14 protein-coding genes are annotated in these 14,031 nt (G+C 68.4%); 3 read left to right on the top strand and 11 right to left on the bottom strand.

Going from position 1 to position 14,031, the window contains the following annotated elements; all coding sequences use genetic code 11:
• The first annotated feature begins 31 nt into the window (after nucleotides 1-31).
• Nucleotides 32-658: a 3'-5' exonuclease gene (locus RAN53_RS14800; protein WP_305797569.1), complete on the top strand. Its 627-nt coding sequence runs from the start codon at nucleotides 32-34 to the stop codon at nucleotides 656-658.
• An 82-nt stretch (nucleotides 659-740) separates the two neighbouring features.
• Entirely contained in the window at nucleotides 741-1,661 is a 921-nt protein-coding gene (gene ttcA, locus RAN53_RS14795) for a tRNA 2-thiocytidine(32) synthetase TtcA (protein ID WP_305797568.1), read from the top strand.
• A 166-nt stretch (nucleotides 1,662-1,827) separates the two neighbouring features.
• Here the strand turns inward: ttcA and fnr are convergent, their stop codons facing one another.
• The 11 genes from fnr to ccoN form a co-directional block, all read right to left on the bottom strand.
• Complete coding sequence (fnr, locus tag RAN53_RS14790; RefSeq protein ID WP_305797567.1) at nucleotides 1,828-2,571, bottom strand: fumarate/nitrate reduction transcriptional regulator Fnr; 744 nt, start codon at nucleotides 2,569-2,571, stop codon at nucleotides 1,828-1,830.
• Nucleotides 2,572-2,865: 294 nt separating this feature from the next.
• On the bottom strand, nucleotides 2,866-4,227 hold the full coding sequence (locus tag RAN53_RS14785; protein ID WP_305797566.1) for a radical SAM protein: 1,362 nt from the start codon (nucleotides 4,225-4,227) through the stop codon (nucleotides 2,866-2,868).
• A gap of 91 nt (nucleotides 4,228-4,318) precedes the next feature.
• Nucleotides 4,319-5,023, bottom strand: coding sequence for a sulfite exporter TauE/SafE family protein (locus RAN53_RS14780; RefSeq protein WP_305797565.1), 705 nt, complete (start codon nucleotides 5,021-5,023; stop codon nucleotides 4,319-4,321).
• Nucleotides 5,023-5,250 (bottom strand): cbb3-type cytochrome oxidase assembly protein CcoS, encoded by a 228-nt coding sequence (gene ccoS, locus RAN53_RS14775; RefSeq protein WP_305797564.1) that lies wholly within the window; start codon nucleotides 5,248-5,250, stop codon nucleotides 5,023-5,025. Before ccoS ends, RAN53_RS14780 begins: the two co-directional genes overlap by 1 nt.
• Nucleotides 5,247-7,733, bottom strand: coding sequence for a heavy metal translocating P-type ATPase (locus tag RAN53_RS14770; protein WP_305797563.1), 2,487 nt, complete (start codon nucleotides 7,731-7,733; stop codon nucleotides 5,247-5,249). Before RAN53_RS14770 ends, ccoS begins: the two co-directional genes overlap by 4 nt.
• A 15-nt stretch (nucleotides 7,734-7,748) precedes the next feature.
• Complete coding sequence (locus RAN53_RS14765; RefSeq protein ID WP_305797562.1) at nucleotides 7,749-8,252, bottom strand: FixH family protein; 504 nt, start codon at nucleotides 8,250-8,252, stop codon at nucleotides 7,749-7,751.
• A gap of 1 nt (nucleotide 8,253) precedes the next feature.
• Complete coding sequence (ccoG, locus tag RAN53_RS14760; protein WP_305797561.1) at nucleotides 8,254-9,693, bottom strand: cytochrome c oxidase accessory protein CcoG; 1,440 nt, start codon at nucleotides 9,691-9,693, stop codon at nucleotides 8,254-8,256.
• A gap of 106 nt (nucleotides 9,694-9,799) precedes the next feature.
• Nucleotides 9,800-10,729, bottom strand: coding sequence for a cytochrome-c oxidase, cbb3-type subunit III (gene ccoP, locus RAN53_RS14755; RefSeq protein ID WP_305797560.1), 930 nt, complete (start codon nucleotides 10,727-10,729; stop codon nucleotides 9,800-9,802).
• Nucleotides 10,726-10,956: a cbb3-type cytochrome oxidase subunit 3 gene (locus RAN53_RS14750; RefSeq protein WP_305797559.1), complete on the bottom strand. Its 231-nt coding sequence runs from the start codon at nucleotides 10,954-10,956 to the stop codon at nucleotides 10,726-10,728. The genes ccoP and RAN53_RS14750 overlap by 4 nt, the downstream gene beginning before the upstream one ends.
• Before the next feature lie 2 nt (nucleotides 10,957-10,958).
• Nucleotides 10,959-11,564, bottom strand: a complete 606-nt coding sequence (ccoO, locus tag RAN53_RS14745; protein ID WP_305797558.1) for a cytochrome-c oxidase, cbb3-type subunit II — start codon at nucleotides 11,562-11,564, stop codon at nucleotides 10,959-10,961.
• Nucleotides 11,565-11,587: 23 nt separating this feature from the next.
• Nucleotides 11,588-13,012 carry a cytochrome-c oxidase, cbb3-type subunit I gene (gene ccoN, locus RAN53_RS14740; protein ID WP_305797557.1) on the bottom strand — a complete coding sequence of 475 codons (1,425 nt, stop codon included), beginning with the start codon at nucleotides 13,010-13,012 and terminating at the stop codon, nucleotides 11,588-11,590.
• A gap of 227 nt (nucleotides 13,013-13,239) precedes the next feature.
• On the opposite strand from ccoN, the gene RAN53_RS14735 reads away from it, so the two are divergent.
• Nucleotides 13,240-13,920: an alpha/beta fold hydrolase gene (locus tag RAN53_RS14735; protein ID WP_305797639.1), complete on the top strand. Its 681-nt coding sequence runs from the start codon at nucleotides 13,240-13,242 to the stop codon at nucleotides 13,918-13,920.
• Nucleotides 13,921-14,031 lie beyond the last annotated feature (111 nt).

Below are 14,031 nucleotides of genomic sequence, written 5' to 3'. Positions count from 1 at the left end.
GACGGAACGACAACGACACAAGGAGCCCGTCATGCTCAAGGTCCTGAGGCGCGTCGCGGACCGACGACGCCATGCCAACGGCGAGTACGCCTGGCTGTTTCACCCCTATACCGGCGACGAGATGGTGGTGATCGACACCGAGACCACCGGCCTGGATACCCGCAGTGCCGAACTGGTGTCGATCGCCGCGGTGCGGGTGCGTGGCGACCGCATCCTGACCAGCGACTCCCTGGATCTGCGCCTGAGGCGGCCCGACTCGCTGACCGGCGACTCCATCCGCATCCATGGCCTGCGCGGCATGGATCTCGATAACGGCGAGAGCCTCGATGCGGCCCTGGAGCGGCTGCTCGACTTCGTCGGCAATCGCCCGCTGGTGGGCTGGCACCTGGGGTTCGACCTGGCGATCCTCAACCGCGAGCTGCGCCCGCGTTTCGGCTTCGAGCTGCCCAACGCCACCGTGGACGTGGCCCAGCTGTGGCGGCGCCGGCTGCGTCGTCGACACCCGGAGATCGAGGGCCAGCCGCGCTTCGAGCGGGTGGCGGAGCGCCTGGGCGTGCCGGTCATGGGGCGCCACACGGCTCTTGGCGACGCCGTGACCACCGCGCTGATGTTCCTGCGCCTGGAACGCTGCCTCGACGCCGGCGACCAGCTCGCCTGAGGGCTTCGGCGTCGCCTGAGGGCGCCACCGATGGTAGGATGGCGCCTCTCCATTTTCGCCCGCACTGGCAGCGCCAAGACCCATGCAAGACGCCGTGACCTTCGATCCCCGCGAGCGCCAAGCCGCACCCGAGACCCCTCCCTCCGCCGCCCACGCCACGCCGGAGGCGAATGACGCCGGGACGCGGCGCGAGTTCAACAAGCTGCACAAGCGCCTGCGGCGCCAGGTGGGCAATGCGATCATCGACTACGGGATGATCCACGAGGGGGATCGGGTGATGGTCTGCCTCTCCGGCGGCAAGGACAGCTACACCATGCTCGAGATCCTGCGCAGCCTGCAGCGCAATGCCCCGGTGGACTTCTCGCTGGTGGCGGTCAACCTCGACCAGAAGCAGCCCGGTTTCCCCGAGCACGTGCTGCCCGAGTACCTGGAGGGCACGGGCGTCGAGTACCACATCCTCGAGCGCGACACCTACTCGGTGGTCAAGGAGAAGACGCCGGAAGGCAAGACCACCTGTGCGCTCTGCTCGCGGCTGCGACGCGGCTCCCTGTACGGTTTCGCCGAGGAGATCGGTGCCACCAAGATCGCCCTGGGCCACCACCGCGAGGATATCCTCGAGACGCTGTTCCTCAACATGTTCTTCGGCGGCAGCCTCAAGGCGATGCCGCCCAAGCTGCTCTCCGATGATGGCCGGAACCTGGTGATTCGGCCGCTGGCCTACTGCCGCGAGGCGGATATCGCCGAATTCGCCCGGCAGATGGCCTTCCCGATCATCCCCTGCAACCTGTGTGGCTCCCAGCCCAACCTGCAGCGCCAGGTGGTCAAGGAGATGCTGGCGGAGTGGGAGGCGAAGCACCCCGGGCGCCTGGAGAGCATGTTCAAGGCAGTGACCAACGTGGCGCCGTCACAGCTGGCCGACCGTGAGCTGTTCGACTTCGCCGGGCTGGAGGAGAAGCAGGCGAAGATGCAGGCCAGGCGGATCGATATCCAGCAAGAGCTATAAGCTGGAAGAGTGGCGCTTCGCGCCTGGAAGCTGGAAGGGTCTGGCTTCGCCCGGCGCTGCACGCCTTGAGCGGTAAGAGAATCGCCCCCGTGACCGATCGAGTCACGGGGGCGATTTGGGTCAGCCTGGCTTCGAGCTTCGAGCTTCGAGCTTCGAGCTTCGAGCTTCAGTGCGCGCCCTCTTCCTCGGCCAGGCGAGTGAGTGCCGGCAGGTCGAGGATGTTCACCTCGCGGCCGGAGACGGCCACCAGCCCCTGGGTCTGGAAGCGGCCGAGGATGCGGCTCACCGTCTCCACCGCCAGGCCCAGGTAGTTGCCGATATCGGCCCGGGACATGGAGAGGCGGAAGCTGTAGGGGGAGTAGCCGCGGCGGCGGAAGCGCTCGGAGAGGCTGGTGAAGAAGCTGGCCAGGCGCTGGTCGGCGGTCTTGCGCGACAGCAGGCGCATCATGCGGCGGTCGTCACGCAGCTCCTTGCTCATGCTGCGGTAGAGCTGGCCACGCAGCTCCGGCAGCGACTCCGAGAGATGATCCAGGCGGTCGAAGGGGATCTCACAGACGGTGGTGGTCTCCAGCGCCACCACGGTGCCCGGGTAGTGCTGCTCGTCGATGCCGTCGAGGCCCACCAGCTCGCTGGGCAGGTAGAAGTTGGTCAGCTGGTCCTCGCCGCTGCCCTCGGTGGTCACCTGCTTGAGGCTGCCCGAGCGAACCGCGAACACGCTGGTGAAGGGGGTGTCCTGACGGAACAGTGCCTCGCCCTTCTTGAGCGGCGCGCGGCGCCGGATGATGGCGTCGAACTGGTCCATGTCCTCCACCTCCAGCGCCAGTGGCAGGCAGAGGGAGCTCAGGCTGCAGGTCTGACAGCGTGTCTCCTGCAGCACGGATTGCCGCCGGCCGGTGAGGGTGTCCGCCATGGCCATGTCCTTGTTGATGGAAGTCATGGCCACATTATGGAGCAAAGCGCGGGCAGGGCAAACCACCCTGGGCAGGGTGCAGGGCTATCGCAGATGGCGACACCGCTCAAGGCTTCCCCGGCGACAGGCCTTTGAGGGGGCGCTATGAATACCTCCCTGTACGCTACCTCGGCCGTCCCTGGTCCTCGGACCCCCTCTCCGACCTGTCCCCGGCGCCTTTCGCTATCGCAGCATGGCTAACTGCGATTGCCCTGGGGCAGGGTGAGGGAGAGTGAGCCCACGCCGGTTGGCTCGTCAGGGGCTTGGTGGGGCGGAGAGGCAGGTGGGCGGGACGGAGAGTACGGCGAGCAGGCGGGGTAGCCGCCAGTGTCCCTCGGCGGTCAGTGCCACGCGGCCGGCCGAGAGGTCGACCAGCCCCTCGGCACACAGCATCTCGAGGTCGGCGCCTGTCGACAGGGGGGCGGGGTCGATGGAGCGGCCGCAGAGCAGCGCCTCGAGGGTCGCCCGGTGACGCTGCTGGTCGGCCGTCAGGCGGATGCCGCGTGCAGTGGGCAGGCGGCTGGCATCCAGGGCTCCCTCGTATCCCGTCAGGCTGTCGGTGTTGCGTACCCAGAGCTCGCCGATGCGGCTGGTGGCGCCCATGCCGAGCCCCAGCAGGTCGCCGGCCGTGTCCTGGGTAAAGCCCAGCGGGCCATGCCCCAGGGTGCCGCTGGCCCGGGCCTGGGCCAGGCGGTCGTCGCCACGCGCGAAGAGGCCGAGGCCGATATGCACGTAGCCGGCAGCGTCCAGGCGCCCACGCGCCTCGGCCAGCAGCCGCCGGCGCGTCGCCGCGTCGGGTAGCCAGTCGCGGTGAATGGCACGCTGGGCCAGGTGACGCTCCGGACGGTGGTCGTAGCGGTGGAGCCGGATGCGTGCCGGGGCCATGCCGATCACCTGGTCGAGGGTGTCGGCGAGGCCTTGGGGAGTCTGGAGGGGCAGGCCGAGCATCAGTGACAGGGTCAGCTCCCGGAAGCCCAGGCGGTCGGCCTCGTCGACCAGCGCCTCGGTCAGTGCCCGGGGCTGGATGCGGTTGATGGCCTGCTGCACCCGGGAGTCGAGTTCCTGCACGCCCAGGTGCAGGCGGTTGAAGCCCAGCGCCTGCAGGTGTCGCAGGGTGAGCATGTCGGCCTCGCGAGGGTCGAGTTCGATGCTGAAGTCGCGCTCCCTCGCGCCGGAGAGCCCCAGGCGGGCGTCCAGACGGTCGAAGAGGTCGCTCATCTGGTCCAGGGCGAGGAACGTCGGCGTCCCGCCACCCCAGTGCAGGCGGGTTACCGCGGGCAGGCCGGCGAGCCGTCGCCGGGCCAGCACCATCTCGCGGTCGAGCCGCGACAGGTAGGGTTCTGCCTGGCGGCTGTCGCGGGAGGGCACGCACTGGCTGGCACAGAAGCGGCAGGCGTGACGGCAGAAGGGCAGGCGCACCTTGACCGCCAGGGGGGCCTCGGCCGGACGCTCGGCGAGGGCCGACTCCAGCGCCGGGGCGCCGACGCTCTCGAGATAGTGGTGGGGCGCGGGATAGGCGACCTCCGCGGCCGATACCAGATCGCCCGCACCGGGCAGCGGCTCTCGAGGCGGACTCGAGGCCCCGAAGGGGGCAGTGCGCTTGGCGTGAACGGACATGGGGCGACTCCGGGTCGTTAACATACTCCCCATGCTAGGGCGCCGCGGCCCGGCAAGCGTTGAGCTGCGTCAATCCCGCGTGGAATAGCCGTCAGCCGGAGTGAGTTCCGCCTCCCGGGAGCAGCTGCCACAGCTGCCAGAGGGCGAAGGCGATGATCGACAGCGCGGCGATGCTGCGGGTGGCACGGTGGCGAATCAGGCCGGCCAGCTGGCGGGCGGCGAGCCCGGTGGCCAGCAGTGCCGGCAGGGTGCCGAGGCCGAAGGCGCCCATCAGCAGTGCGCCCTGTAGCGGGTCGGCCATGGCCAGGCTCCAGGCCAGCATGGAGTAGACCAGCCCGCAGGGCAGCCAACCCCACACCGCGCCCAGCGCCACGGCCTGGGGGATCCTGACCACCGGCATCAGCCGGCGTCCGATCGGCTCCAGGTGGCGCCACAGGCGCCGGCCGACGGCCTCGACCCTGAGCAGTCCCTTCCACCAGTCGGCGATATACAGCGCCATCAGGATCAGCATCAGCGCGGCGAGTCCCTGCAGGATGAGGCGGGCGGGAGCGGTCAGCGAGAGCAGGGTGCCCAGCGCCGCGGCCAGGGCGCCGGCGACCATGTAGCTGGCGATGCGGCCCAGGTTGTAGCCCAGCAGCAGGCCGGAGAGGCGCACCGGGGAGCGCATGCTGGGGGGCACCGCGAAGGAGAGCGCGCTCATGATGCCGCCGCACATGCCGATGCAGTGAGCGCCGCCCAGCAGGCCGAAGACGAAGGCCGCGGCGAAGGGCGGCAGGTCGAGTCCGGTAGGGTCCATCAGCGCTTCTCGTCGTCGGGGTCACGGTCCGGCGGCGTCGTGTCGTCGGCCTCTTCGGGGGGGCGCCGCTCGGCGGGGCGGTCGTTCTCGTCGTCGTCGAAGAGGATGCGGTAGGCCGGCCCCTCCAGGTCCTCGAACTGGTCGTGCTTCACCGCCCAGAAGAAGGCCCAGACGGCCAGGCCGAGCAGGATCAGCGACAGCGGAATCAGCAGGTAGAGAATGCTCACGGGTTGACCTCCGAGGTCGCGACGGCCGGCGGCGCGGGCGTGTCGGGGGGGCGGCTGCGGAAGCGGTTGAGGCGCAGGGCGTTGCCGACCACCACCAGGGAGCTTGCCGACATGCCGATGGCGGCCAGCCAGGGGGGCACGATGCCGATGGCGGCCAGCGGCATCGCCGAGGCGTTGTAGATCACCGACCATAGCATGTTCTGGCGCATCACCCGACGGGTGGCGCGGCAGAGTTCCACCGCCTCGGCGATGCGGGAGAGGCGCGGACTGAGCAGGATGGCATCGGCGCTGGTGCGGGCCAGGTCGGTGGCGCCATTCATGGCGATGGCCACGTCGGCGCCGGCCAGCACCGGCACATCGTTGATGCCGTCGCCGACCATGGCGACCCGCTCGCCTGCGGCCTGACACTGGCGGATGCGCTCGAGCTTGCGCTCCGGGCTGGCGCTGCCCTCCCAGGTCGCGATGCCCAGCCGGCGGGCCAGGCCCTCGGCGGCCTCGGGGGTGTCGCCGGAGAGCAGCTCCACGGCCAGGCCCAGCGCCTGCAGCCTGGCCACCGTCTCGGCGGCGTCCTCCCGCACCTGGTCCTGGAGGCGAAACCAGCAGCGCGGCTCACCCGCCTCGGCCAGCAGCAGCCACTGGCCATCTCCGGGGGCAGCCGGGGCCGCCTCGGGGGCGGCGAAGTCCGCGCGGCCCAGCCGCCAGGCGCGACCGCCCAGCCATCCCTCGAGGCCCTTGCCCGGGCGGCTGGTGACCTGCTCGGCGTGTCGGCCTGCATCGCGGTAGGGGTGGAAGGCGCGCGCGATGGGGTGTTCGGAGCGTGCCTCCAGGGCGGCGGCCAGGGAGCGCGCCGGGGCCTCGTCGAGTTTGCCCAGCGGGCGAGTCTCCACCAGGCTCATGCGACCGGTGGTCAGGGTGCCGGTCTTGTCGAGGATCACCCGGTCGACCTGGGAGAGGGCCTCGATGGCGTCGGCGCGGGTGACCAGTACCCCGCGGCGGCGCAGCTGGCCGTGGCCGGCGGTGAGCGCAGTGGGGGTCGCCAGGGCCAGGGCGCAGGGGCAGGTCACCACCAGCACCGAGAGGGTGACCCACAGCACGCGTGACGGGTCGATGAACCACCACACGATGGCCACGCCCAGGGCCACGAACAGCAGTCGCAGCACGAAGTGGTGGGCCATGCGTGCGGCCATCTGGGCCAGCCGAGGGCGGCTGGCGAAGGCGCGGTCGGTGAGGTCGACGATGCCGGAGACCCGGGCGTCACGGCCGGCATGGGTCACACGCACCACCAGCGGGCTCTCCATGTTGTGGCTGCCGCCGGTGACGGTGTCGCCGACGCGGCGGGTCACGGGCAGGTACTCGCCGGTGAGCATCGACTCGTCGAGGCTCGACTCGCCCTCCTCGACCACGCCGTCGGCGGGCACGGTGTGGCCGGGCTTGACCAGCACCCGGTCGCCGGCGGCAAGCTCGCCGGCGGGCAGGATGCGCTCCTCGCCCGCGGCGGTAAGGCGGATCGCCGAGGGGGGCAGGGCGCCGGCCAGGGCGTTGCCGGTATGACCGCTGCGGCGTCGGGCGCGGGCCTCCACGTAGCGCCCGAAGAGCAGGAAGAAGGTGAACATCGCCACCGAGTCGAAGTAGACCTCCCCCTGGCCGCTGATCACCGCATAGCCGCTGGCCAGGTAGGCGCCGCCGATGGCCAGGGAGACCGGTACGTCCATGCCCAGCACCCGGGTGCGCAGGTCACGCAGCGCGTTGCGGAAGAAGGGCAGCGCGGAGAAGAACACTACCGGGGTGGCCAGGGCGAAGGAGAGCCAGTGGAAGAGGGCGAGGAAGTCCTCGCTGATCTCCCCGGGGCCGGCCACGTAGATGGGAATCGAGAACATCATCACCTGGGCCATGCCCACCGCGGCGACGATCAGGCGGCGCACGGTCATGCGCTCCTCGCGCTGCAGTCGCGCCTGGGCCTCGTCGGGCTCCCAGGGCTGGGCCTGGTAGCCGATGGCGGCCATCTCGGCGAGGATCCGGGACAGCTTGACCCGGCTCGGGTCCCAGCTGACGCGTACCCGGTGGTGGGTGAGGTTGACCGCGCTTGCGGCGATGCCCTGAAGGGCGTTGAGACGGTGCTCGATCAGCCAGGCGCAGGCGGCGCAGGTGATGCCATCCACCGCCAGATTGGCGTGGACGCGGCCGCTGTCGTCCCCCTCGGGGTGCACGAACTGGCGCTGCAGCCCGGCGTCATCGAATACCGCCCAGGTCTCGGCCCGGGCGGCGTCACGATCATCGGGGCGCTCCGGCAGCTCGGTGCGGAAGCGGTAGTAGCTGGCCAGCCCGCCATCGACGATGGCGTGGGCCACCGCCTCGCAGCCGGGACAGCACAGCGGATGGCGGGTGTCGTCCAGGGTGATCGACCAGGGTGCCCTGGCGGGCACCGGGTTGCCGCAGTGATAGCAGGGCGCGTCGCGGGAGGTGTCGGCGGTATCGCTCGTCATGTCGCAGGCGTCGGGCTAGAGGCCCGGTTCCAGGGTCGCCTCGTCGTCGCTGGGGAAGCTCGCCTCGCCGGTCAGCCGCCATTCGGCCCCCTCTCCGGCCTCGGGCTGCAGCTGCAGGTACCAGCGGTGGCGCAGCGGCTCGTCCAGGGTGGTGACGTAGCGCCCCTCGCGCACGTGCGCGAGGGTGAGCTCGTGGTCGAAGTCGCTGTCGGTGGGGAAGATCAACGCCAGGTGCAGCCGTTCCGGCTGGCGCGGGCCGGCCAGGTCGATGACCACATCCCCGGTGCGGTTGTCGACCCGCAGGCGGGCGCTGAGCCCCAGCGCCTGGGCGTGCTCCTGCTTGGCCAGCTGCTCGTTGATGGCCAGGCCGCGCTCGTAGTAGTCGCCTCCCACCGAGCCATCGTAGTAGCGGATCGAGAGGGTCAGGTAGATCAGGCTGAAGGTGATCGACGACAGCAGCAGCCCGATCAGGAACCAGGGCCAGAACTGCTTGTACCAGGGCTTGATATCTTCGTTCATCTTATCTCCGCAGGTCGCCGAGGAAGCGCGCCTCGCGCTCCAGGCTGATATCGGGGGACTGTTCGGCGGTCAGCCGCAGGGTAATGGCGTGGCTGGGCTGCTCGATGGCATCGGCCGGTGCGGTGATGGTCACCACCTGCTGGCGCGAGTCGCTGGCCGGCACCCGGATGCGGTCGGTGTCCAGCGTGAGCCCCGCCAGGCCGCTGGCTTCCAGGCGGTATACATGGTCCTCGCCGTCCATGTTGCGCACCGTGATGGCATAGCTGTTGCTGATGTTGCCCTCGGCGGTGGTCTGGAACAGGCGGTTGCGGTCTCGCTCGACGTCGAAGGAGAGCGGTGTGCGGTCCCCCACGGTCCAGGCGAACAGCCCGATCATCACCAGCAGGGCGGCCAGATAGCCCATCAGGCGCGGACGCAGGATATGGGTCGGCTTGCCCTCCAGGGCGTTCTCGGTGGTGTAGCGGATCAGGCCCCGGGGGTAGCCCATCTTGTCCATCACGCTGTCGCAGGCATCGATGCAGGCCGCACAGGTGATGCACTCGTACTGCAGGCCGTCGCGGATGTCGATGCCGGTGGGGCAGACCTGCACGCAGAGGTCGCAGTCGATGCAGTCTCCGTGGCCGGCCTCCCGGGCCTCGGCATGGGAGAGGCTCTTCTTGCGTGCGCCCCGGGGCTCGCCGCGGGCCTCGTCGTAGGAGACGATCAGGGTGTCGCGGTCGAACATTACCGACTGGAAACGGGCGTAGGGGCACATGTAGATGCACACCTGCTCGCGCAGCCAGCCGGCATTGAGGTAGGTGAAGACCAGGAAGAAGCCGACCCAGAAGTAGGACCAGCCATGGGCCTGGAGCGTGGGCAGCTCCACCACCAGCTCGCGGATGGGGGTGAAGTAGCCCACGAAGGTGGTGCCGGTGGCCAGGGCGATGGCCAGCCAGATGGCATGCTTGGCGCCCTTGCGCCACAGCTTGTCGGCGTTCATCGCCTGCTTGTCGAGCTTGATGCGGCGGTTGCGCGAGCCCTCCAGGCGATGCTCCACCCAGATGAACAGGAAGGTCCAGACGCTCTGCGGGCAGGTGTAGCCGCACCAGACGCGGCCGGCGAACACCGTGATGAAGAACAGGCCGAAGGCGCAGATGATCAGCAGCCAGGAGAGCAGCATGAACTCCTGGGGGTAGAAGGTGGCCGAGAAGATGTGGAACTCACGGCCGGGCAGGTCGAACCAGATGGCGGGCCGGTCGCCCCAGGGCACCCAGGGCAGGAGGAAGAAGGCCAGCATCAGTACCCAATTGGAGCCGCGGCGCAGGCGTTGGAAGACCCCCTTTATCTCGCGCACGTAGATGTGACGGCGGCTCGCGTACATCTCATGGGTGACGGCTTCCTGCGGCGTGTGATGCGCCACGGGATCCGGGGTGACATCGTGGGTCGGAATCTTGTCGCTCATGGCGGGCTCGCGTCAGGAAGGTGGATCCATTGTATCGATGCGCTGCACAAACGAGAAAGGGTGCGACCTGGAGTCGCACCCTTGCTGCACCCGATGGGAGGTCGCCTCAGTCCTGGTCGCGCAGGCTGTAGACGTAGGCGGCCACCAGGTGGACGCGCTCCTCGCCGATATAGGCGGCCTGGGCAGGCATGTGGCCGTTACGACCGTTGCGCAGGGTCTGGCGCACGGAGTCCGCGACGCTCTGGCCGGGCTGCTGGTAGAGCCAGATATCGTTGGTCAGGTTGGGCGCGCCGAGTGCCTGGTTGCCGGTGCCGTCGGGCATGTGACAGGCCGCACACACCGAGGCGAAGGTCGCCGCACCGCTCTCGGCACGCTCGGCGTCATGCTCGTTGCCGGAGAGGGCGAGCACGTGCTGGGTGACGTTCTCGATGTTCTCCTGGCCGAGTTGCTGCCAGGAGGGCATCAGGCCATTGCGACCGTTGTTGAGGGTCGCCAGGATGTTCTCCGGCTCGCCGCCATAGAGCCACTCGTCGTCGGTCAGGTTGGGGAAGCCGTAACCGCCCTGGGCGCCCGAGCCGTGGCACACCGCGCAGTTGTTGAGATAGATGCGCTCGGCCACCTGCATCGCCTCGGCGTCCTGGGCGAGTTCGGGGATCGGCACCTCCTCGTACTGGGCGAAGATCGGCGTGAAGCGCTCCTCGGCACGCGCCACTTCCTCCTCCCACTGTCCCTCCTGGCTCCAGCCCAGCACGCCGGCGAAGTTGCCGAGGCCCGGGTAGAGCACCAGGTAGCCCAGTGCGAAGATCACGGTGCCCACGTAGAGCTGGAACCACCAGCGCGGCAGCGGGTTGTCGTACTCCTCGATGCCATCGGCGGCATGGCCGGTGGTATCCACATTGCCCTCGGCATCGGGGGTCTTGTCGGTCTTGCGGTTGGCGTAGAGCAGCCAGAACGCAATTCCGATGGAGCCCAGCGTGATGACGATGATCCAGGCGCTCCAGAACCCGGAAAGGGAGTCACCCCAGAGATTATTCATGTGTTCCTGTCTCCCTTGCTCTTGCAAGAACCGTTCTTGCGGGAATCGGCCCCGTTCGCCGAGGCGCTCGTGTCACGGTTGGGTTGTTCGTCATCGTCGGCGAAGGGCAGGTGGGCCGCCTCGTCGAAGTCCGGCTTGCGCCGCTTCGAGTAGGCCCACGCCGTGATGCCGATGAAGGCCACGATCAGTATGCCGGTGACGATGCCGCTTACGGTGCCGCTATCCATGATCAGTTGCCCTTGAGGACGGTGCCCAGCTGCTGCAGGTAGGCGATCAGCGCGGTGATCTCCTGCTCGCCGCGAACCTCGCCGGTGGCGTTCTCGATCTGCTCGTCGGTGTAGGGCACGCCGAGGGCACGCAGGGCGCGCATCTTCTTCGGGGTGGCCTCGCCGTCGAGGGTGTTCTCGAACAGCCAGGGATAGGCGGGCATCACCGACTCGGGCACCACGTCACGCGGGTTGTACATGTGGGCGCGGTGCCAGTCATCGCTGTAGCGGCCGCCCACACGGGCCAGGTCCGGGCCGGTGCGCTTGGAGCCCCACAGGAAGTTGTGGTCGTAGACCGACTCGCCGGCCACGCTGTAGTGGCCATAGCGTTCGGTCTCGGCGCGGAACGGGCGCACCATCTGGGAGTGGCAGCCCACGCAGCCCTCGCGGCGGTAGATATCGCGGCCTTCCAGTTCCAGGGCCGAGAGGGGCTCGAGGCCCTCCACCGGCTGTGTGGTCTGTTTCTGGAAGAACAGCGGTACCACCTCGGCCAGGCCGCCGAAACTGATCACCACCAGAATCAGCACGGCGAGCAGTCCGACATTCTTTTCGACGATCTCGTGTCTCATTGGAAGTCTCGTTCCCTGTAGGCTCAGGCGGTCTGCGGAAGCGGCTGGCGAGCACCCTCACCGCGCTTGACGGTCATGGTGACGTTGTAGGCCATGATCAGCATGCCGGTGACCCAGCACAAGCCGCCGATCAGGCGCACGATGTAGCCCGGGCCGCTGGCCTCGACGGCCTCGACGAAGGTGTACATCAGGGTGCCGTCGGGGTTGATGGCGCGCCACATCAGGCCCTGCAGGATGCCGTTGACCCACATGGAGGCGATGTAGAGCACGGTGCCGATGGTCGCCAGCCAGAAGTGCACGGCGATCAGGTTCACCGAGTGCATCTCGGTGCGGCCGAACAGGCGCGGAATCAGGTGATACATGGAGCCGATGGTGATCATCGCCACCCAGCCGAGTGCCCCGGCATGCACGTGGCCGATGGTCCAGTCGGTGTAGTGGGAGAGGGCGTTGACGGTCTTCACCGCCATCATCGGGCCCTCGAAGGTGGACATGCCGTAGAAGGAGAGGGCCACCACCAGGAAGCGCAGGGTCGGGTCGGTGCGCAGCTTATGCCAGGCGCCGGACAGGGTCATCATGCCGTTGATCATGCCGCCCCAGGAGGGGGCCAGCAGGATGATCGACATGATCATGCCCAGCGACTGGGCCCAGTTGGGCAGGGCGGTGTAGTGCAGGTGGTGCGGGCCGGCCCACATGTAGACCATGATCAGCGCCCAGAAGTGGACGATGGAGAGCCGGTAGGAGTAGACCGGACGCTCGGCCTGCTTGGGCACGAAGTAGTACATCATGCCCAGGAAGCCGGCGGTCAGGAAGAAGCCCACCGCGTTGTGGCCGTACCACCACTGCACCATGGCATCGATGGAGCCGGCGTAGATGGAGGTGGAATACATGGCGGTGACCGGGATCGCCGCATTGTTGACGATATGCAGCACCGCCACGGTCAGGATGAAGGCGGCGAAGAACCAGTTGGCCACATAGATATGGGAGGTCTGGCGGCGCTTGATGGTCATCAGGAAGACGATGGCATAGCTGATCCAGACCACGGCGATCAGGATATTGATCGGCCACTCCAGCTCGGCATACTCCTTGGTGGTCGTCATGCCCAGCGGCAGGGAGACCACCGCGGAGAGGATCACCGCCTGCCAGCCCCAGAAGGTGAAGGCGGCGAGGCGGTCGGAGAACAGCCGGGTCTGGCAGGTCCGCTGCACCACGTAGTAGGAGGTGGCGAACAGCGCCGAACCGCCGAAGGCGAAGATCACGGCGTTGGTATGCAGCGGGCGCAGGCGGCCGAAGCTGGTCCAGGGCAGATCGAGGTTCAGTTGCGGCCAGACCAGCTGGGCGGCGAGGATGACACCGAGTGTCATGCCCACGATGCCCCAGACCACGGTCATGATCGCGAACTGCCGAACTACCTTGTAGTTGTAGGTCGGGTGTTCAAGTGCTGTGCTCATGTCGGGTTCCCATCGAACGCGGTAGGAGATAAAGCTGCGTCAGTTTGTCACGGACGCGGCCTCCCTGAGGATGATCCAAGTCAATTCGCGAAGGATTCTACCCCAGCCGGGCAATATCCTGAACACGCCAATCGGCGTAATCGTCGAACTCACAAGGAGATCCCTTGTCGCATTATGCCTGCCAGTATCATGAGCCCATTACCGAGGCCGAGTGTCGCAAGCGACTGATGAGGGGCGAGCATGGCCACTGGTGGTTGCCCGATGGCCCTCTCGAGGTGAGCGGCGATGCCACTGTCGGTCGACTGCTTATCGCCCATGGCGCGGGCGCGGGCCAGGATTCCACGTTCCTGCAACGGCTGCGCGCCGGCCTGGCCGAAGGCGGCGTCCAGACCCTGGCCATCGAGTTCGGCTATCTCCAGCAGATGCGCCGCGAAGGTCGCCGGCGCCCCCCGCCGCGCGTCGACCGCCTGGTCGAGGAGATGGCGGCCTGGTGCGACCTTCTGTCACACCCCGGGTTGCCACCCCTGTGGCTGGGCGGCAAATCCATGGGCGGGCGGGTGGCCAGCCTGCTCGCCGCCCGTGACGGTGCAGCGGGTCTGGTGCTGTGCGGCTACCCCTTCCATCCCCCCGCCAAGCCCGAGCGGCTGCGCCTGGATCACTGGCCGCGGCTCGCCTGCCCCACCCTGGTGGTGCAGGGCACTCGCGACCCCTTCGGCACGCGTGATGAGGTGGCGGGCTATGCGCTGCCCGACACCGTGCGACTGCACTGGCTGGAGGATGGCGACCACGACTGGAAGCCACGGCGCGCCAGCGGCAGGAGCCAGGCACAGCTGATCGATGAGGGGGTCGCCGTCATCGTTGCCGGCATGGCCGCCCGGGCCAGCGGCCAGAAGCGGCCAGGTGAATGAATCCGCGGGTGAATACGGCAGCGACGCCGGGTGACCAGGGCTATCGCAGTTAGCCATGCGGTGATAGCGAAAGGCGCCGGGGACAGGTCGGAGAGGGGGTCCGAGGACCAG

It is taken from the genome of Halomonas sp. SSL-5, assembly GCF_030708455.1.
Lineage (GTDB): Bacteria > Pseudomonadota > Gammaproteobacteria > Pseudomonadales > Halomonadaceae > Halomonas.
Note: the sequence above shows the minus strand (reverse complement) of the source record. Positions and strands in the feature narration are given on the sequence as shown.

Bases quoted from the DNA above. Each gene is read 5' to 3' on its own strand.
- RAN53_RS14800 (WP_305797569.1), top strand. From the start codon at position 32: ATGCTCAAGGTCCTGAGGCGCGTCGCGGACCGACGACGCCATGCCAAC.
- ttcA (WP_305797568.1), top strand. From the start codon at position 741: ATGCAAGACGCCGTGACCTTCGATCCCCGCGAGCGCCAAGCCGCACCC.
- fnr (WP_305797567.1), bottom strand. From the start codon at position 2,571: ATGGCGGACACCCTCACCGGCCGGCGGCAATCCGTGCTGCAGGAGACA.
- RAN53_RS14785 (WP_305797566.1), bottom strand. From the start codon at position 4,227: ATGTCCGTTCACGCCAAGCGCACTGCCCCCTTCGGGGCCTCGAGTCCG.
- RAN53_RS14780 (WP_305797565.1), bottom strand. From the start codon at position 5,023: ATGGACCCTACCGGACTCGACCTGCCGCCCTTCGCCGCGGCCTTCGTC.
- RAN53_RS14770 (WP_305797563.1), bottom strand. From the start codon at position 7,733: ATGACGAGCGATACCGCCGACACCTCCCGCGACGCGCCCTGCTATCAC.
- RAN53_RS14765 (WP_305797562.1), bottom strand. From the start codon at position 8,252: ATGAACGAAGATATCAAGCCCTGGTACAAGCAGTTCTGGCCCTGGTTC.
- ccoG (WP_305797561.1), bottom strand. From the start codon at position 9,693: ATGAGCGACAAGATTCCGACCCACGATGTCACCCCGGATCCCGTGGCG.
- ccoP (WP_305797560.1), bottom strand. From the start codon at position 10,729: ATGAATAATCTCTGGGGTGACTCCCTTTCCGGGTTCTGGAGCGCCTGG.
- RAN53_RS14750 (WP_305797559.1), bottom strand. From the start codon at position 10,956: ATGGATAGCGGCACCGTAAGCGGCATCGTCACCGGCATACTGATCGTG.
- ccoO (WP_305797558.1), bottom strand. From the start codon at position 11,564: ATGAGACACGAGATCGTCGAAAAGAATGTCGGACTGCTCGCCGTGCTG.
- ccoN (WP_305797557.1), bottom strand. From the start codon at position 13,012: ATGAGCACAGCACTTGAACACCCGACCTACAACTACAAGGTAGTTCGG.
- RAN53_RS14735 (WP_305797639.1), top strand. From the start codon at position 13,240: ATGAGGGGCGAGCATGGCCACTGGTGGTTGCCCGATGGCCCTCTCGAG.